Raw genomic sequence first — 17,049 nt, forward strand, 5'->3', positions numbered from 1 at the left:
CAGCCGGCGCGAGACCCCGCGGCCTCCAGATGCGTTGCCGACCAGATACTTGCATCGCCGGGCGCAGGCTTCCCCGAGACCTCCTAAGAAATGCAAATGGGTTATTCCAATTTGCCGTTAATCCATTTAGCATTTCCGCATGCACCCCTCGACAACCCATGCCGTCTTCATCGCGAGCCTGTTCGCAGTCACCGCCTGCGCGCCCCTGCATGCGCCCCCCGAGATCCGCGGCCACCTCGATGCCCGCACCGCGTCCGCCGCCCCGTCGCAGCGGGCCGAGAGCGCGGCCGAGGCCACGCCGCAGCCGGCGCGGGCCGCGCATACCGACGCCGGAGACGCGCGCGCGCCGGACGCCCCGCTACCAGCCGCGCAGTCGCGGTCGCAGCGAGGCTACTCGCTCGACGTGCGTGACATCCCGGTCGCCGAACTGCTGCTCGCCATCGGCCGCGATGCCGGCCTCGAGCTCGACCTGCACGCCGGCATCGAGGGCCGCGTGACCCTGCGCGCGCACGACCAGCCGCTGCGCGAACTGCTCGCCCGCATCGCCCGCCAGGCGGACATCCGCTACGAACTCAACGGCCGCCACCTCGTCGTCCGCCCCGACACCCCGATCATCCGCAGCTACGCGCTCGACTACGTCAATCTGAGCCGCGAGATGCGCGGCACCGTCGCCACCAGCACGCAGATCGCCACCACCGGTTCGGCGAACCAGGCAGGCGCCAACGCCGCCGGCAATGCCTCCGTCACCCAGATCGAGACGCGCGCCAGCAACGACTTCTGGTCGGCGCTCGAGGCCAATCTCGCCAGCATCCTCGCCGACGCAGACGGCGCCTCGCGCTGCAGCGGCGACAGCAGTCGCTGCCGCAACCCGGACGTGATGATCAACCGCGAGGGCGGCGTGCTGATGGTGCGCGCCACCGCCCGCCAGCACGAGCAACTGCGCGCCTATCTCGGCCACGTGCAGAAGGCGGCGCGCCGCCAGGTCATGATCGAGGCCACCATCGTCGAGGTCACCCTGGCCGACGGCTACCGCCAGGGCATCGACTGGACGCGGATCGGGGTGCCGGGCTGGAACGTGCGCCCACGGGGGAGCGGCGACGCCATGCCCGGACAGCCGACGGTGTCCTACCTCTCGGCCCGCAACGACGTCCGCCTCGAACTGCTCGAGACATTCGGCACCGTGAAGGTGCTGTCCAGCCCGCGCCTGTCGGTGCTCAACAACCAGACCGCGATGCTCAAGGTGGTCGAGGAGGTGGTGTACTTTCTCGTCGACAGCACCACCACCGAATACGACGACCGCAAGCAGGCGCGCATCACCGCCACCACGACGCCCCAGTCGGTGTCGGTGGGCATGGTCATGTCGGTCACCCCGCAGATCAGCGCAGAGGGCGAGATCACGCTCAACGTGCGGCCGACGATCTCGGGCATCTCCGGCTTCAAGGACGACCCCAACCCCTCGCTCGGCGACATCCCCAACCGCGTGCCGCAGATCCGCACGCGCGAGATCGAGTCCATGCTGCGCCTGCGCAGCGGCGAGATCGCCGTGCTCGGCGGCCTGATGGAAGACCGCATCGACCACGACACCGGGCGCATCCCGCTGCTCGGCGACCTGCCGGTGCTGGGCGAGCTGTTCACCCGCCGCGACAACGCGGTGCGGCGCACCGAGCTGCTGATCTTCCTGCGCCCGCTGCTGATCGACGAGCCGGGGCTGGAGGACGGCTATGCGAGCTACGCGGCGCATCTTCCCGACGACGCCTTCCTCTCCGCCGCGCCCTCCCCCGGGCAACGCAACTTTCCGCACCTTCCGTTGCGCCCGCTGCTGGTGCCGGCTGCCACGGACACAGCTCCCGCCCCCGGACTCGCGCCATGAACGCCCCCCTGCCCATCGGCCAGATCCTGATCGCCGCCGGCCTCATCGGCGAGGATCAACTGCGCATCGCCCTCCACGAACAGCACACCCGCCACCAGCCGCTCGGCCGCGTGCTGGTCGAACTCGGCTTCGTCAGCGAGGCCGCACTGCGCGAGGCGCTCGCCGCCCGCAGCGGCCTGCCCTGCGTCGACCTGGCCACCGCGCTCGCCGATCCGGACGCGATCGCGCGCGTGCCGCAGGCGCTCGCCCGCCGCCACCGCCTGCTGCCCCTGCACTACGACGCCGCCCGCCACCGCCTGATCGTGGCGATGGCCGACGCCCATGACATTGTCGCGCTCGACCGCCTGCGCGCGGAACTCGGCCCCGAGGTGCATATCGAGCTGCGCCTCGCCGGCGACAACGAGCTCGGACGCGCCATCGAGCAGCACTACGGCCAGGCGGGCTCGATCGAAGCACTGGTGCATGCGCTCGAGGCGCGCAACGGCGGAAGCGGCGGCGCGGCGCGCGACCCGCAGCTGGTGGTGCGACTCGTCGATGCCTTGCTCGCGGAGGCCGCCGCGCGCGGCGCCTCCGACCTGCATTTCGAACCCGAGGCCGGCTTCCTGCGCATCCGCCACCGCATCGACGGCGCGCTTCGCCAGGTGCGCGCCCTCGCCCGCACGTGCTGGCCCGAGCTCGCAGTGCGCCTGAAGGTGCTCGCCGGCCTCGACATCGCCGAATCGCGCTGCCCGCAGGACGGCCGCATCAGCCTCGCGGTCGGTGGGCGGCCGATCGACTTCCGCGTCGCCACCCAGCCCACGGTGCATGGCGAGAACATCGTGCTGCGCATCCTCGACCGCGACAAGGGCATCGTCCCGCTCGCTGCGCTCGGCCTCACCCCAGAGCAGGCGGCCGCCCTCGAGCACATCCTCGCGCGTCCGGAAGGCCTGGTGCTGGTGGTGGGTCCCACCGGCAGCGGCAAGACCACCACGCTCTACTCGATGCTCAACCACCTCAGCACCGAGGCGGTGAACATCATGACCCTGGAGGACCCGGTCGAGTACCCGCTCGCCCTCATCCGCCAGACCCAGGTCGGCGAGGCCTCGCGCCTGGGTTTCGCCGATGGCGTGCGCGCCCTGTTGCGCCAGGACCCGGACGTGATCCTGATCGGCGAAATCCGCGACGCCGACACCGCGACCATGGCCCTGCGCGCCGCGCTCACCGGCCACCAGGTGTTCGCCACGCTGCACGCCAACTCGGTGTTCGGCGCGCTTCCCCGCCTGGTCGAGATCGGCCTCGCCCCCGAGCTTCTGGCCGGCAACCTCACCGGCCTGCTCTCGCAACGCCTGGTGCGCCGCCTGTGCCCCGACTGCAGCCGGACACGTCCAGCCACCATCACCGAGCGCAACCGCCTCGGCCTCGCCGCGGATGCCGATCCGCCGACGCTGCACGAAGCCGCAGGCTGCCCGGCGTGCGACTTCCGCGGCTACCGGGGTCGCCTGGCGATCACCGAGATCCTGCCCATCGACGCCGAACTCGACGCGCTCGTCGCCCGCCGCGCGCACGCGGCCGAACTGCGTGCCGCCGCAGGCCGCAAGGGCCACCGCAGCCTCGCCGAGGATGGCGTGCGCCGCGTGCTCGACGGCAGCACCAGCCTGCGCGAGCTCGCGCGCGTGGTCGATCTGTCGCCGCTGGCCGCTGCCCCGGGCGCCACACGGCCCGCTCAGCCATGAGCCATTTCCGCTACCGCGCCGTCGCCGAGGACGGCCGTCGCGTGCGCGGCGCCCTCGACGCAGACGACCTCGCCGGGCTCGAGCTGCGCCTGCGCGCCCAAGGCCTGCTCCTGATCACTGCCCGCGCCCGCCGTCCCGGCCTGCTGGGCGCAGCACGCCCCCCGCGGCGCGAGCTGATCACCTTCTGCTTTCACCTCGAACAGCTGCTCGAGGCCGGCGTCCCGCCCTTCGAGAGTCTCTCCGCGCTGCGCGACGCCGTCACCGAGCCCCGCCTGCAGCGCACGATCGCCGCCCTGCTCGCCGACGTCGAGCGCGGGCGCCCCTTGTCGGACGCCGCCGCCAGCCAGCCACAAGCCTTCTCCCCGGTGGCGGTGAGCCTGCTGCGCGCGGGCGAGACCGCCGGCCACCTGCCGCAGGCCATCCGCGACATCGGCGCCATGCTGAGCCAGGAGGAGGCGCTCGCCGCCCACGCGCGTCGGGTCAGCGTCTACCCGCTGGTCGTCGGCGCGGTCCTGCTGCTCGCCATCGTGGTCGCGCTCACCCAGGTCGTCCCCGAGGTCGAGAAGCTGCTGCGCACCACAGGCCAGGCCTTGCCGCTGCAGACCCGCATCCTGGTCGGCCTGTCGCAGCTGGTGCGCGACTGGGGCTGGGCAATCCTCCTCGGCGGCGCTGCGGCGCTCGGGGCTGCGGCCCACGCCCTCGCCCGCTCCGAAGCCTTGCGTATCCGCGCCCACGCGCTGCGCCTGCGCCTGCCGCTGGTCGGCGAGCTCCTGCGCAAGCTCGCGCTGGCCCGTTTTGCCGCGCTCTTCTCCACACTCTATCGTGCCGGCATCAACGTCATCGACGCCCTGCGCGCGAGCGAGGACGCCACCGGCAACCTCGCGCTGCGCGAGGGCCTGCGCACCGCCCGCCAGGGCATCGAGCAGGGGAGAACGATCTCCGCCGCCTTCGCGGACGCGGCCGTCTTCCCGCCCCTGGTGACGCGCATGCTGCAGCTCGGCGAGCACACCGGAGCGCTCGACCACGCCCTGGCCAAGGTCGCGGCCCTCTACCAGCGCGATGTCGAGGATGGCATCGGCCGCCTGCAGGCCGCGGCGGAACCGGCGCTGACCCTGCTCCTCGGTGGCCTTCTGCTGTGGATCGCCAGCGCCGTGCTCGGCCCGATCTACGACCTCATCACCCGCCTGCCGGTCTGAACCATGCTGCGCAAACCTCTCCTGCTGGCCATCGACGCGCTCGGCCTGGACGTATGGCATATGCATGACCACCGACTCGTCCGCGGCGCCCGCTTCGCGGTCGGCGAACACGCGGCGCTGGCCGCCTGGCTCGCTGGCCGCAGCGTCGCCGAAACCTGCCGCATCGTGGTGAACCTCGCCGACGAGGCCTACGAGATCGAGGATCTCCCGCGCCTGCGCGGCGGCGACCGCAAGGCCCTGCTCGCGCGCCGCAGCGCGGCCTGGTTCCCGCCCCCCGCGTTCGCCCGCAACTGGTCGCTGGGCGCCCCGCCCGATGGCCGCGCCGGCGCCGAGCGCATCGTCTTCGCCGGACTGGAACGCACCGACGCCCTGCTGCCGTGGCTGGAGGTGGTGCGCACCAGCCGCCTGCGCGTGACCAGGCTGGTATCGGCAGGGAGCCTGCTGCCACTGATTCTCGCGCTTCCGGCGACGGGCGGTGCGCCACTGCGGGGGCCGCAGCTCGTCGCCGGCTTCACGCGCGGCGGTCTGCGCATCAGCCTGATCGAGGACGGCCGACTGCACTTCTCGCGCCTGGTCGAGCACTGCACGCTCGCCACCGCCCGCCAGTCGCCCGCCTGGCGCGATGAGATCGAGCGCACCCGCGCCTACCTGCTCGCCCAGCACCGCCTGGCGTCCGGCAGCGTGGCGCCGATCCTCGTGCTCGAGCGCGCCGAGGCCGTGCACACGCTGACGCCGGCACCTACGCCGGCGGAGAACGGCCGTCCCGGCGTCACGTTCGCAGGCACGGCTACCGCAGGCAGCACCTCCGGCGGGCCTAGCGATGCCGACGAGACGCCCAGCGTCTTCGAAACGCAGCTGCTTCACGCCCTGCTGCGCGCCCCCGGGAAGATCGGCTGGAGCCTCGACGCGGCAGGCGCTGGCATGCCCCTGCACGAACGCCTGCGCCCCTCGCCGCGTGCGCTGGCGCTCGCCTGCGTGGTCGTCGCCGGCACCGTCGGCGCAGGCGTCTGGCTCAGCGAGCAGGAAGCCGCCGCCGCGGCGCGGGCCACCGAAGCCGCAGCCCGCAGCGCGCGCGAGGAGGCGGCACGGATCGCCGCGCAGGCCCCCACACAACCGCCCGCGCCGCCGACCGCTCCGATCGAGGCGCCCGTCCTCGCGCCCCCACCGGAGGAAACCGCGCCTCCAATCACCCCGCCGCCGTGCGCGCCTGCGGTCGCGCCGCCGCCATCCCCACTGCCGACGCCGCAGCGCATCGACGGCATCCTGTTGCGCCCCGATGGCGAGGCTCTGGTCTGGCTCGACGGTACGCTGGGCACCGCCCGGGCGGCGGGCCTTCACCGGCCGCGGGGCCAGGCGCCGGCGCTCTCCGCGCGCCACGACGGCCGCAGGACGCTGCGCACCGGCGACACCTGGACCCCGCCCGCAGCGGCCAGCGCGCCCTCCAGCCTCCCCGCCACGGGACGCGCGCCACCGCCCGGGCCCACCACCCCCCTCTCCGAGGCCGCCGAGCGGAGCACTGCGGAGGCGGGCGGATGAGCGTGTCCGGACTGAGCCTGCCCGAACGCACGCGCAAACACCTCCATCGCCGGCCACGCCCGACGCGCCGCCCCCGCGCCGATGGCTCCGACGCAGGGCGCTCCCACGGCCAGGCACTGAGCGCGGCGCTGCTGCTGGCGGCCGTGCTTGCGGCAGGCACCATGCTCGCCGGCGGCGCGCTGCGCACGCGCGCCGAGGCCATCGCCCATGCGCGTAGCCTCGAGGCGCTCGCCCAGGCGCGCAACGCGCTGATCGGCTATGCGATCAGCTACGAGGAGCGTCATCCCGGCGAGGGCTATGGCTTTCTGCCCTGCCCGGACCGCGGCAACGAGGGCTCCACCCCGATCGGCGCCTGTGGTGCGCGCGACACGGCCGCGATCGGGCGCCTGCCCTGGCGCACGCTCGGTCTGCCCGAGCTGCGCGACGGCTGGGGCGAGTGCCTGTGGTACGCGGTCTCCGGCAGTGCCAAGCACAACCCCAAGCCGCTCGCGCTCAACTGGGACAGCCGCGGCCAGTTCGCGCTCGAGGACGCCGGGGGCGCGCCGCTGCCGGTCGCGGCCCCCGACGGCCGTGCAATCGCGGTCGTCTTCGCACCTGGACGCGCACGTTCCGGTCAACTGCGTCCCCCCGCGCGCCCATTCAGATGCAGCGGCAGCGACGCGGCGAGCGAGGATCTGCCGCACTATCTCGACCATCCGTTCGCGGTCGGCGATACCGGCTCCCAGCGCCTCGCCCAGGGCGCGCTGCGCCCGGACGACGCGTCCGCAACCAACGACCTGCTGGCCTGGGTCGGCATCGATGACGTCTTCGATGCCCTGCGCCGCCGCCATGACCATGCCGGCCACATCGATGCGCTCATCGACCGTGCCGCAGCCGCGCTCTCGGCGCGGCTCGACCCCGCGAACGGCGGCGAGACCTGGCGGACGGCCCACGGCGTCGCCCGCGGCGCGCTCGTCATCGGCGGCCTGCCCACGGCCGAAGCGCTAGGCCTGCCCGCCGGCGCGCGCCCGCCGATCGACCATTGGCGCGACCAGATGCGCTTTGCCGCCTGCGCAGACGGCACCGCCTGCATCGCCGTCAGCCGCGAGAACGGGGACGTCACGCACTGCCACGCGATCCTCGCCTTTGGGGGCGAGCGCATCCGCGGCGGCACGGGCGCCCAGCAGCGCCTGGACGAAACGCAGCGGGCCGACCCGGCGCAGTACTTCGAGGGGCACAACGCCCTCCACCTCGCCACGGGGAGCCCCACCTTCGACGGCGCAGCGCGGTTCTCCGTCGCCGACCGCACCCAGCCCGCGACTGCCGACGTGATCCGATGCCTGCCCTGAAACCGAACCCACGCCCGCCGCGCGCCGCGTCCCCGCAACGCACCCACGGCTTCACCCTGGTCGAGCTGGCGATGGTGCTGGTGATTCTCGCCCTGCTCGGCGGCAGCCTGGTGGTGCCGCTCGCCAGCCGCATCGAGGCGCGCGACCGCCAGGCCGCAACGGAGCGCCTGCGCGACATCCAGCACGCCCTCACCGGCTTCGCCATCATCCACGGCCGCCTGCCCTGTCCGAGCACCGAAACCGATCCGGCGGCCCCCGCCTATGGTGTCGAGGACCCGCCGCCCTGCAACCACGCGGCCGAGGGCCGGCTGCCCTGGCGCACGCTCGCCCTGCCGGCCACCGACCCTTGGGGCCGACCCCGCCTGCGCACCGAAGACGATTGGGCCGGACACTGGCGCTATCGGGTCGACCCCGCCTTTGCATCCGCCGCCATCGGCGCGGCAACCGCGCCCACGGGCAACCTGCAGATCCGCAGCCACGACGGCAGCCGCATCACCACCACCGAGTCGCAGGCAGTCGCGGTCATCGTCTCGGCCGGCGCCAACCGCCGGATGGACGGGCTCAACGCCGCCGTCGCGCCGGCCGCACCCACCTACCAGGCCGGCGAGGCCACCGCCGACTTCGACGATCTGCTGGCCTGGATCGGCCGCCCGCTGCTGATCGCGCGCCTCGCCCAGGCCGGCCGGCTGTAGCCCGTTGGGCTGCCCACCGCCACGCCCCCATTCACCCACGCCCACCAAGGAGACACGCACATGAAGAAGCCGCAGAACGGATTCACCCTCGTCGAGATCGCCATCGTCCTGCTCATCATCGGCCTGCTGCTCGGTGGCGTGCTCAAGGGCCAGGAGCTAATCGACAGCGCGAAGGCGAAGAACCTCGCGCAGGACCTGCGCGGCATCCCGGCCATGGTGCACGCCTACCAGGACCGCTTCCGCAGCCTGCCGGGCGACGACCCCGCAGCCACCCGCAACCTGTGCCCGGACGGCGCGGCGTGCACGGTCGCCGGCAACGGCAATGGGGTGATCAATGGGGACTGGGACGCGCTCGACGGCGCCGAAACGGTGCGCTTCTGGCACCACCTGCGCCTCGCCAACCTGATGACCGGCAGCACCGACCCCGACGCCCCCGGCTTCCTGCCGCGCAATGCGCTCGGCGGCCGGCTCGGTGTACAGCGCGGCAACAGCATCCTGGGCGTGCCGGGGGGTATGGTCGTGTGCTCGGACGCCATTCCCGGCAAGATCGTGCGCCAGCTCGACCTCGCGCTCGACGACGGCGACCCCGCACGCGGCTCGGTGCGCGCCGGCACCCGGGGCAACGAGGGCGTGGTCGCGATTTCCGCCGCCAATCCTCTGCAGGACGCCAACAGCCACACCGTGTGCGCGAGCCTGTGACGGCCGCCGCGCAGCCCCCCTGCCGCCCTCGAAGGTCGCGATCAGCCGCCGAGCAGCCGCTGCTCGGCGGCCTCCAGAGCGCTCGGCGCGCCAAGCAGCACGACCACGTCACCGGCCTCGATGCGAGTCTCGACCCCGGGCGAAAGCCCGCGAATGCCCCGCCGCCGCACCGCCGACACCGACACGTCGAGGGCGTCCAGGGACATCTCGCCGAGTGCGCGGCCGACCACCGCGGCGCCGGGGGGGACGCTCACCGAGCGCAGGCGCGCTTCATTGGCGTCACCGCCCTCGCCGAACTCGCTGCTGCCCTGGAAGAACCCGCGCATCAGCGCATAGCGCTGGTTGCGGATGTCGCGGATGCGACGCACCACGCGCTTGAGCGGCACCCCGATGAGGGCGAGCGCATGCGAGGCGAGCATGATGCTGGCCTCGAAGGCCTCCGGGACCACCTCGGCGGCGCCGGCCTGGGCGAGCCTTTCCATGTCGGCCTCGTCGCTGGCGCGCACCACCACCGGCAGATCGGGGCGCAAGGCATGAGCGTGGTGGATCACGCGCAGCGCCGACTCGACCTCGCCGAAGGACACCACCAGCGCGCTCGCGCGCATGATGCCGGCCGCCATCAGCGTCTCGCGCCGCGCCGCATCGCCGTAGACCACCGTGTCGCCGGCGGCGCCCGCCTCGCGCACGCGCTCGGGGTCGAGGTCGAGAGCGACGTAGCTGACGTTCTCCTGCTCGAGGAAGCGCGCCATGTATTGCCCACTGCGGCCGTAGCCGCAGACGATGATGTGGCGATCGGTGTTGAGCGACTGGGCGGCGACCCGGGTGAGCTCCATCGATCGCAGCAGCCATTCGGAGGCCACGAAGCGCATCACCAGACGGTCGCTGATCTGCACGATCATCGGCGCCACCAGCATCGACAGCACGAGCGCCGCCACCGTCACCTGCACGAGGCCGTGCGGCATCAAGTCGTGGCCGAGCACCAGTGACAGCAGCACGAAGCCGAACTCGCCACCGGCGCACAACCACAGGCCCGAGCGCATCGCGGTGCCCGGCGGCGAACCGAAGAGGCGGGACAGCCCGAACACGACGCCGAACTTGAGCACCAGCATGCCGGCCAGCATGCCGAGCACGGCGGGCAGGTGGCGCAGGATCTCCATGACGTCCAGCAGCATGCCGACGGTGACGAAGAAGAGCCCGAGGAGCACATCGCGGAACGGCTTGATGTCCTCCTCGACCTGGTAGCGATACTCGGTCTCGGAAATCAGCATCCCGGCAAGAAAGGCGCCGAGCGCGAGCGACAGCCCGACGTGTTCGGACAACCACGCCAGACCGAGCGTGATGAGCAGGACGTTGAGCATGAAGAGCTCGTTCGACCGCCGCTTCGCCACCAGCGTGAACCACCAGCGCATCAGGCGCTGGCCGAAGACGAGGACGAACACCAGCAGCAGGACCGCCTTCAAGGTCGCCAGGCCGAGGGTCACCATCAATTCCTCGGCGGGCCGCGACAGCGCGGGCAGCAGGATCAACAGCGGCACCACCGCGATGTCCTGGAACAGCAGCACGCCGATCACCTCGCGCCCGTGCCGGCTGTCGAGCTCCATGCGGTCGGCGAGCAGCTTGGAGAGGATCGCCGTCGACGACATCGCCAGCGCCCCGCCGAGCGCGAAGCTGGCGATCCAGCCAAGACCGAACACGCGCCCGAGCAAGGTGGCGAGCACGATGCTGACGAGCACCTGCGCCAGCCCGAGGCCGAACACGATGCGCTTCATCGCCATCAGCCGCGCCAGGGAGAACTCGAGGCCGATGGAAAACATCAGGAACACGACGCCGAACTCGGCGAGATGGCGCGCGCCGGCGGACTCCTGCATCAGGTTCAGCGCATGCGGTCCGCCGAGCGCACCGACGAGCAGGTAGCCGAGCACGGGAGGCAGGTTCATGGCGCGGAACAGGGCGACCATGACCACCGCCGCCGCCAGCAGCAGGACCACGAAGTCGAGGGTATTGAGCATGGCGGGCGGAAGAGGCCTGAGGGGGGCGCCGGGCGGCGCCCCGGATGTTTGTTATACAATCCGTCGATCGAGTCGGAGGCAGCGCGCATCACATCCGCATTCGGTCGCCGACCGCTTCGCCCCCGCATCCTGCCAGTGTAAAACATCGATCCCATGGACCCAATCACCGCTTCCGCCGAAAGCCGCGTCATCGCGCTCGCGCGCCGCGTGCTGCGTATCGAGGCCGACGCCGTCGCCGCCCTGGCCGACCGCATCGGCGGGGAATTCGAGCGTGCCGTCGACATCATCCTGAAACGCCATGGCCGCGTGATCGTCACCGGCATCGGCAAGTCGGGCCACATCGCGCGCAAGCTCGCGGCCACGCTGGCCAGCACCGGCACGCCGGCCTACTTCGTGCACGCGGCCGAGGCGGCCCATGGCGACCTCGGCATGATCACGCCCGAGGACGTGGTGATCGCGATGTCGAACTCGGGCTCGAGCGAGGAGCTGCTGATGATCGTGCCCCTGGTCAAGCGCCAGGGCGCGCGGCTGATCGCGATGACCGGCAAGCCCGAGTCGCCGCTCGCGCGCGAGGCCGACTGCCATCTCGAAGTCGCCGTCGCCGAGGAGGCCTGTCCGCTCAATCTCGCGCCTACCGCCAGCACCACGGCGGCACTGGCGCTCGGCGACGCCCTCGCGGTCGCCCTCCTCGACGCCCGCGGCTTCGCTGCCGAGGATTTCGCGCGCTCGCACCCCGGCGGCGCCCTCGGCCGTCGCCTGCTCACCCACGTCGGCGACGTGATGCGTCCGGCCAACGCCGTACCGCAGGTCGCAGCCGACGTAGCGCTGACCCAGGCCCTGCTCGCGATGACCGCGGGCGGCATGGGCATGACGGCGATCACCGACGGAGCCGGCCTGCCGCTCGGCATCTTCACCGACGGTGACCTGCGCCGTGCGCTCGAGAAGGGCGTCGACGTGCGCACCGCACGCGTGAGCGAGGTCATGTCGCGCAACCCGCGCAGCATCGGTCCTGGCGCGCTCGCCGTAGAGGCTGCCGAGGTCATGGAGCGAATGCGCATCAGCCAGCTCCTGGTCGTGAACGAGGCGGGCCGGCTCGCGGGCGCGCTGACGACCCACGACCTGATGCTGGCGAAGGTCATCTGAACGATGCGCGTCGACACCTGGCGCCTCTACCCCGTCCTCGCCCTCGCGGCGCTCGCCGCGGCCTCGGTATGGCTGGAACGCGTCACCCGCATCGACGATCCCGTCATGCAGGAAGAGCAGACCGGGCCCGACTTCATCGCCGAGCAGACACGCGTCGTGGGCTTCGGTGTGGACGGGCGCCAACGCTACGAGCTGCTTGCCGAACGCCTCGAGCACTTTCCCGCCAGCGACGTCACCCGCCTGCACCAGCCGCGGCTGCAGATGCAGGGCGAGCAGGGCAAGACCCTGATCAGCGCGCGCCGCGCGGACGTCTCGCCGGGCGGCGAGCAGGTCGATCTCGCCGGCGAGGTGCGCGTGCGCCGCCCCGCCACCGCCGAGACGCTGCCGCTCACGCTCGACTCCGAGACCCTCACCGTGTGGCCCGACGCCCATCGCGCGCTGACCGACTCGCCGGTCGTGCTCACGCGTGGCGAGGCACGCGCCACGGCCCAGGGCATGCGCGCCGACAACCTCTTCGGCACGCTCGAACTCATCGGCGAGGTCAGGACCCTGATGCCGCCCCGCCGCCAAGGATCGCCATCATGAAACGCCTCCTGCTCACCACCCTGCTCGCCCTCGCGGCGGCAGGCCAGCCCGCATTGGCCGAGAAGGCCGACCGCGACCAGCCGGTCAACATCGAAGCCGACCGCCTCACAGTGGATGACCGCAACAAGGTGCACATCTTCGAGGGCAACGTCGTCCTGACCCAGGGCACCCTGGTCATCCGCGGCGACAAGCTGGTCGTCACCCAGGACGCCGCCGGCTTCCAGAACGGCGTGGCGACCGCCGCCGGCAAGGGCCTGGCCACCTTCCGCCAGCGCCGCGACGGCAGCACCGAGTACGTCGAGGGCGAGGCCGAGCGCATCGAATACGACAGCCGCAGCGAGAAGGCCCGGCTCTTCAATCGCGCCAAGGTCACCAGCGGCGGCGACCAGGTCAGCGGCCACTACATCGAGTACGACGCCATCACCGAGAACTACCTCGCCACCAATGCCCCCGGCAGCAAGCCGGGCACGGCCCCGAGCCGGGTGCGCGCAGTCATCCAGCCCAAGTCGGACGGCGGGCAATAGTCCGACCCACTGATACCAGACGTACCCAAGGAGAGAGCATGAGCTTCGAAATGATCATCGCCGAAAAGCGCGGCCGCGTCGGCCTCATCACCCTGAACCGACCCAAGGCGCTCAACGCGCTCAACGACCAGGTCGTGAACGAGATCACCGCGGCGCTGAACGACTTCGAAGCCGACGATGGCATCGGCGCCATCGTCATCACCGGCTCCGAGAAGGCCTTCGCCGCCGGCGCCGACATCGGCGCGATGGCGAGCTTCTCGTACATGGACGCTTACAAGTCCGAATACATCACCCGCAACTGGGAACGCGTGAAGACCTGCCGCAAGCCGGTGATCGCCGCAGTGGCGGGCTTCGCCCTCGGCGGTGGCTGCGAGCTGGCGATGATGTGCGACATCATCATCGCCGCCGACACCGCCAAGTTCGGTCAGCCCGAGATCAAGCTCGGCACCCTGCCCGGCGCCGGCGGCACCCAGCGCCTGCCGCGCGCAGTCGGCAAGGCCAAGGCGATGGACATGTGCCTGACGGCGCGCTTCATCGACGCCACCGAGGCCGAGCGCGCCGGCCTGGTGTCACGCGTGGTGCCCGCCGACAAGCTCCTCGAAGAGACCATGAGCGCGGCCGAAACCATCGCCGGCTTCTCGCTGCCGGTGGTCATGATGATCAAGGAGTCGGTCAACCGCGCCTTCGAAAGCAGCCTCAACGAGGGCCTGCTGTTCGAGCGCCGGGTGTTCCACGCCGCGTTCGCGCTCAATGACCAGAAGGAAGGCATGGCGGCCTTCGTCGAGAAGCGCAAGCCGCAGTTCCGCCACGACTGATCCGGCACGGGTCTCCTGTATCGAAAGCGGCCGGCGCAATGCCGGCCGCATTTTGTTGCGGCGCGGTCACGGAACCGCAATACCCAGGGCGGACAATCGTCGAGCCCGGTCCCGGTCTCGGACGCTTCGATTCTGTCTGCAGTGGGTCTGCCGGAGCGGGCGATTGAGCACGGCAATCGAATCGGCGTTGTGCGATGCACAAATTTTCGGTTGACAGCCCGCATCGCATCCGTATAATCCGAACCATGCTGCAACGCAACATCGCAGCTAGAGAAGCGATGTTGATGCACCCACACTTTCGTCAAGGAGATTCACATGAGCAACTTCGTCACCCCCGAGCAGTTCGCCGCCGCCAACAAGGCCAACATCGAGACCCTGCTGACCCTGGCCAACACCGCCTTCGCCAGCGCTGAGCGCCTCGCCGCCCTGAACCTGAACACCGCCCGTTCGCTGCTGGAAGACGGCGTGGCCAACACCAAGGCCCTGCTGGCTGCCAAGGACGTGCAGGAGCTCGTCGGCCTGCAGGCTTCGCTGGCCCAGCCGATCGTCGAGAAGGCCGTCGCCTACGCCCGCAGCGTCTACGAGATCACCTCGCAGAGCCAGGAAGAAATGGGCAAGGTCTTCGAAGGCCAGGTCGCCGAGCTGAACAAGGGCGTCGCCTCCGCGCTGGACAAGGCTGCCAAGTCGGCTCCCGCCGGTTCGGACGTGGCCGTCGCCGCCGTCAAGTCGGCCATCGCTGCCGCCAACAGCGCCTACGACAGCATGAGCAAGGCCGCCAAGCAGGTCGCCGAGATCGCCGAAGCCAACGTGGCTGCCGCGACCAACGCCACCGTCAAGGCTGTCAGCACCGGCTCCAAGGCCGCTGCCAAGAAGGCTGCCTAAGCTTTCTCAGCCCGGCTGAACGAAAAAGCCCCGCACTGCGGGGCTTTTTTGCGTCTACATCGCGCGCGCGGATCGCTTTCTTGGGAGCGGGCTTGCCCGCGAACGCTGCGCCCGTTTCGCGCGCGATGTTCGCGGGCAAGCCCGCTCCCACGGGACTCGCTCATGCAGCGTCGGGATCAGGGCCCGAGTCGTACTTGATGTAGCGGAAGCGCGCGTCGTCGTTCGGCGTGCCCTCGAGCACACCGCCTTCTTGCCCCGGCTGCCACTGCACCACCTCCTCGATCTTGTGTGCAAGTGCGAAGTCGCGCTCGGTCACGCCCTTGGCGGAGTGGGTGCACAGCTTCACGATCACGAAAGCGTAGGACACCGCCAGGTCGGGGTGATGCCAGGCCGCCTCGGCGAGGTGGCCGACCACGTTCACCAACATCAGCGTGCCCTTCCAGCCTCCGGTGCGGTACTTGCGCCGTATCCAGCCGTTTTCGTAGTACCAGTGCGGCAGTTCGCGCTCGAGCCGCGCACGGATCTCGGCCTCGTCCAGCGGCAGGGGTTCATTGCTCATGGCAGCCTCCTCGGGGTGGGCTTCCAATGTAGCCAGCGCACATTGGTCCGTCCACCCGGCGGAACCCGGCGTCCTGCCTCGGAGCGCCCCCCGCGCAGGCCTCAGGCGGTCAGATCGTCCTTGCCCGTAGCCTCCTCGGGTTCGGCAGCCGCAGCGGCCGCCTCGCCGGTGTAGTGGTGCGGGAACAGGCGACGCATCTCGGCCTCGATCCAGGCCTCCGCGCGCTCGTTGACCGTCTCCGCCTTCTCGCCCTTCACCGGAATCAGCGGCCCGATGCTGACGACGATCTCGCCCGGGCGCTTGATGAAGGCGTTGCGCTTCCAGAATTCGCCGGCGTTGTGCGCGATCGGCACCACCGGCACGCCGGAACGCTTGGCGAGGATGGCGCCACCCGGCTTGTAGCGCCGGCTCGTGCCCGGCGCCACGCGCGTGCCTTCGGGGAAAACCACCACCCAAAGGCCTTCCTTCAGACGTGCCCGCCCCTGCTCCACCACCTGCGACATCGCATCCTTGCCCGCCGAGCGGTCGATCGCGATGCCCGGGATGCTCGCCAGCCCCCAGCCGAAGAAGGGCACGCGCAGCAGCTCGCGCTTGAGCACGTAGCACAGCGGCGGCAGGATCTGCTGCAGCGCGATCGTCTCCCATGCCGACTGGTGCTTGGCCAGCACCACCGCGGGCGTGCTCGGCAGGTTCTCGCGGCCGAGCACCCGGTAGCGGATGCCGAGCACATGGCGGATGACCCACATCATCACCGGCACCCAGGTGGTGATCAGCCGATGCCGCGTCATCGGCGGCGCCCAGAAGATCAGGATGCCGAACAGCGCGTAGGGGATCGTCACGACCGCGAGGATGATGGCGAACAGGAAGGAGCGGATCAGGTGCACGACGGGACTCGGATATCGATGGGATGGCGGAGGGGGCGGCTCAGGCGGTCAGCTCGGTCGCGACCGCATCCAGGTCGGGGAAGATCTTCGTGCCGGACGGCAGCTCGGGGTGTTCGCGCGTCGCCATCCCCTTGCCGGTCAGCACCAGGTAGGGCTGGCAGCCTGCACTGACCCCGGCCTGCAGGTCGCGCAGGCTGTCGCCGACGCAGGGCACGCCCGCGAGCTCGACGTTGAAGCGCTCGGCGATCTGCTGGAACAGGCCCGGTTTCGGCTTGCGGCAGTCGCAGGTCGAATCGGCTGCATGCGGACAGAAGAAGATCGCGTCCAGCCGGCCGCCGACCTGGGTGAGGCTGCGCACCATCTTGTCGTTGATCGCGTTGAGGGTGTCCATGCCGAACAGCCCGCGACCGACGCCGGACTGGTTGGACGCCACCACCACCCGCCAGCCCCACTGGTTGAGACGCGCGATCGCCTCGAGCGAGCCGGGGATGGGCTTCCACTCCTCCGGCGACTTGATGAACTGCTCGGAATCGACGTTGATGACACCGTCGCGGTCGAGAATGATGAGCTTCATCGGCAGGCTCCTGGGGGGTACGCACACCCGCGACGCGACTT

At 71.0% G+C, this 17,049-nt stretch carries 16 protein-coding genes; 12 read left to right on the forward strand and 4 right to left on the reverse strand.

All coding sequences use genetic code 11. The features are described 5' to 3' along the window. The first annotated feature begins 139 nt into the window (after nt 1-139). Genes AAG895_RS16250 through AAG895_RS16280 form a run of 7 tightly spaced genes read left to right on the forward strand, consistent with a single transcriptional unit; the run spans nt 140 to nt 9,033 of the window. Nucleotides 140-1,870, forward strand: a complete 1,731-nt coding sequence (locus AAG895_RS16250; RefSeq protein WP_345793024.1) for a secretin N-terminal domain-containing protein — start codon at nt 140-142, stop codon at nt 1,868-1,870. After that, a complete protein-coding gene (locus AAG895_RS16255; RefSeq protein ID WP_345793025.1) occupies nt 1,867-3,582 on the forward strand; it encodes a GspE/PulE family protein in 1,716 nt (571 codons plus the stop codon). The genes AAG895_RS16250 and AAG895_RS16255 overlap by 4 nt, the downstream gene beginning before the upstream one ends. Continuing rightward, a complete protein-coding gene (locus AAG895_RS16260) occupies nt 3,579-4,778 on the forward strand; it encodes a type II secretion system F family protein (protein WP_345793026.1) in 1,200 nt (399 codons plus the stop codon). The genes AAG895_RS16255 and AAG895_RS16260 overlap by 4 nt, the downstream gene beginning before the upstream one ends. Before the next feature lie 3 nt (nt 4,779-4,781). Beyond that, nucleotides 4,782-6,314: a hypothetical protein gene (locus tag AAG895_RS16265; protein ID WP_345793027.1), complete on the forward strand. Its 1,533-nt coding sequence runs from the start codon at nt 4,782-4,784 to the stop codon at nt 6,312-6,314. Continuing rightward, nucleotides 6,311-7,642 (forward strand): hypothetical protein, encoded by a 1,332-nt coding sequence (locus tag AAG895_RS16270; protein WP_345793028.1) that lies wholly within the window; start codon nt 6,311-6,313, stop codon nt 7,640-7,642. The genes AAG895_RS16265 and AAG895_RS16270 overlap by 4 nt, the downstream gene beginning before the upstream one ends. After that, on the forward strand, nt 7,630-8,334 hold the full coding sequence (locus AAG895_RS16275) for a type II secretion system protein (protein WP_345793029.1): 705 nt from the start codon (nt 7,630-7,632) through the stop codon (nt 8,332-8,334). The genes AAG895_RS16270 and AAG895_RS16275 overlap by 13 nt, the downstream gene beginning before the upstream one ends. Before the next feature lie 60 nt (nt 8,335-8,394). After that, on the forward strand, nt 8,395-9,033 hold the full coding sequence (locus AAG895_RS16280) for a prepilin-type N-terminal cleavage/methylation domain-containing protein (protein WP_345793030.1): 639 nt from the start codon (nt 8,395-8,397) through the stop codon (nt 9,031-9,033). 41 nt (nt 9,034-9,074) lie between these two features. Here AAG895_RS16280 and AAG895_RS16285 read toward each other — a convergent pair whose 3' ends face one another. Continuing rightward, nucleotides 9,075-11,042, reverse strand: coding sequence for a monovalent cation:proton antiporter-2 (CPA2) family protein (locus AAG895_RS16285; protein WP_345793031.1), 1,968 nt, complete (start codon nt 11,040-11,042; stop codon nt 9,075-9,077). A gap of 153 nt (nt 11,043-11,195) precedes the next feature. Here AAG895_RS16285 and AAG895_RS16290 point away from each other — a divergent pair, with 153 nt between their 5' ends. The 5 genes from AAG895_RS16290 (at nt 11,196) to AAG895_RS16310 (ending at nt 14,991) form a co-directional block, all read left to right on the forward strand. Beyond that, a complete protein-coding gene (locus tag AAG895_RS16290) occupies nt 11,196-12,185 on the forward strand; it encodes a KpsF/GutQ family sugar-phosphate isomerase (protein WP_345793032.1) in 990 nt (329 codons plus the stop codon). A gap of 3 nt (nt 12,186-12,188) precedes the next feature. Beyond that, entirely contained in the window at nt 12,189-12,770 is a 582-nt protein-coding gene (gene lptC, locus AAG895_RS16295) for an LPS export ABC transporter periplasmic protein LptC (RefSeq protein WP_345793033.1), read from the forward strand. Next, nucleotides 12,767-13,294 carry a lipopolysaccharide transport periplasmic protein LptA gene (lptA, locus tag AAG895_RS16300; RefSeq protein WP_345793034.1) on the forward strand — a complete coding sequence of 176 codons (528 nt, stop codon included), beginning with the start codon at nt 12,767-12,769 and terminating at the stop codon, nt 13,292-13,294. Before lptC ends, lptA begins: the two co-directional genes overlap by 4 nt. Nucleotides 13,295-13,332: 38 nt before the next feature. Beyond that, complete coding sequence (locus AAG895_RS16305) at nt 13,333-14,109, forward strand: enoyl-CoA hydratase (RefSeq protein ID WP_345793035.1); 777 nt, start codon at nt 13,333-13,335, stop codon at nt 14,107-14,109. Nucleotides 14,110-14,424: 315 nt separating this feature from the next. Then, nucleotides 14,425-14,991 carry a phasin family protein gene (locus tag AAG895_RS16310; protein WP_345793036.1) on the forward strand — a complete coding sequence of 189 codons (567 nt, stop codon included), beginning with the start codon at nt 14,425-14,427 and terminating at the stop codon, nt 14,989-14,991. A 160-nt stretch (nt 14,992-15,151) separates the two neighbouring features. On the opposite strand, the gene AAG895_RS16315 is transcribed toward AAG895_RS16310, so the two are convergent. From AAG895_RS16315 to gmhB, 3 genes are all read right to left on the reverse strand, one after another. Beyond that, entirely contained in the window at nt 15,152-15,550 is a 399-nt protein-coding gene (locus tag AAG895_RS16315) for a 4a-hydroxytetrahydrobiopterin dehydratase (RefSeq protein WP_345793037.1), read from the reverse strand. Nucleotides 15,551-15,651: 101 nt separating this feature from the next. Next, nucleotides 15,652-16,434, reverse strand: coding sequence for a lysophospholipid acyltransferase family protein (locus AAG895_RS16320; RefSeq protein WP_345793038.1), 783 nt, complete (start codon nt 16,432-16,434; stop codon nt 15,652-15,654). Nucleotides 16,435-16,474: 40 nt separating this feature from the next. Further along, nucleotides 16,475-17,008, reverse strand: a complete 534-nt coding sequence (gmhB, locus tag AAG895_RS16325; protein ID WP_345793039.1) for a D-glycero-beta-D-manno-heptose 1,7-bisphosphate 7-phosphatase — start codon at nt 17,006-17,008, stop codon at nt 16,475-16,477. Between the last annotated feature and the right edge of the window lie 41 nt (nt 17,009-17,049).

Origin of the sequence: Thauera sp. JM12B12 (genome assembly GCF_039614725.1) — a bacterium.
Classification (GTDB): domain Bacteria; phylum Pseudomonadota; class Gammaproteobacteria; order Burkholderiales; family Rhodocyclaceae; genus Thauera.

What these genes read in the sequence shown, in the direction of transcription:
- AAG895_RS16260 (WP_345793026.1), top strand. Translation starts at nt 3,579, where the DNA reads ATGAGCCATTTCCGCTACCGCGCCGTCGCCGAGGACGGCCGTCGCGTG.
- AAG895_RS16305 (WP_345793035.1), top strand. Translation starts at nt 13,333, where the DNA reads ATGAGCTTCGAAATGATCATCGCCGAAAAGCGCGGCCGCGTCGGCCTC.
- AAG895_RS16265 (WP_345793027.1), top strand. Translation starts at nt 4,782, where the DNA reads ATGCTGCGCAAACCTCTCCTGCTGGCCATCGACGCGCTCGGCCTGGAC.
- AAG895_RS16280 (WP_345793030.1), top strand. Translation starts at nt 8,395, where the DNA reads ATGAAGAAGCCGCAGAACGGATTCACCCTCGTCGAGATCGCCATCGTC.
- lptC (WP_345793033.1), top strand. Translation starts at nt 12,189, where the DNA reads ATGCGCGTCGACACCTGGCGCCTCTACCCCGTCCTCGCCCTCGCGGCG.
- gmhB (WP_345793039.1), bottom strand. Translation starts at nt 17,008, where the DNA reads ATGAAGCTCATCATTCTCGACCGCGACGGTGTCATCAACGTCGATTCC.
- AAG895_RS16255 (WP_345793025.1), top strand. Translation starts at nt 1,867, where the DNA reads ATGAACGCCCCCCTGCCCATCGGCCAGATCCTGATCGCCGCCGGCCTC.
- AAG895_RS16290 (WP_345793032.1), top strand. Translation starts at nt 11,196, where the DNA reads ATGGACCCAATCACCGCTTCCGCCGAAAGCCGCGTCATCGCGCTCGCG.
- lptA (WP_345793034.1), top strand. Translation starts at nt 12,767, where the DNA reads ATGAAACGCCTCCTGCTCACCACCCTGCTCGCCCTCGCGGCGGCAGGC.
- AAG895_RS16285 (WP_345793031.1), bottom strand. Translation starts at nt 11,042, where the DNA reads ATGCTCAATACCCTCGACTTCGTGGTCCTGCTGCTGGCGGCGGCGGTG.
- AAG895_RS16270 (WP_345793028.1), top strand. Translation starts at nt 6,311, where the DNA reads ATGAGCGTGTCCGGACTGAGCCTGCCCGAACGCACGCGCAAACACCTC.
- AAG895_RS16315 (WP_345793037.1), bottom strand. Translation starts at nt 15,550, where the DNA reads ATGAGCAATGAACCCCTGCCGCTGGACGAGGCCGAGATCCGTGCGCGG.
- AAG895_RS16275 (WP_345793029.1), top strand. Translation starts at nt 7,630, where the DNA reads ATGCCTGCCCTGAAACCGAACCCACGCCCGCCGCGCGCCGCGTCCCCG.
- AAG895_RS16310 (WP_345793036.1), top strand. Translation starts at nt 14,425, where the DNA reads ATGAGCAACTTCGTCACCCCCGAGCAGTTCGCCGCCGCCAACAAGGCC.
- AAG895_RS16250 (WP_345793024.1), top strand. Translation starts at nt 140, where the DNA reads ATGCACCCCTCGACAACCCATGCCGTCTTCATCGCGAGCCTGTTCGCA.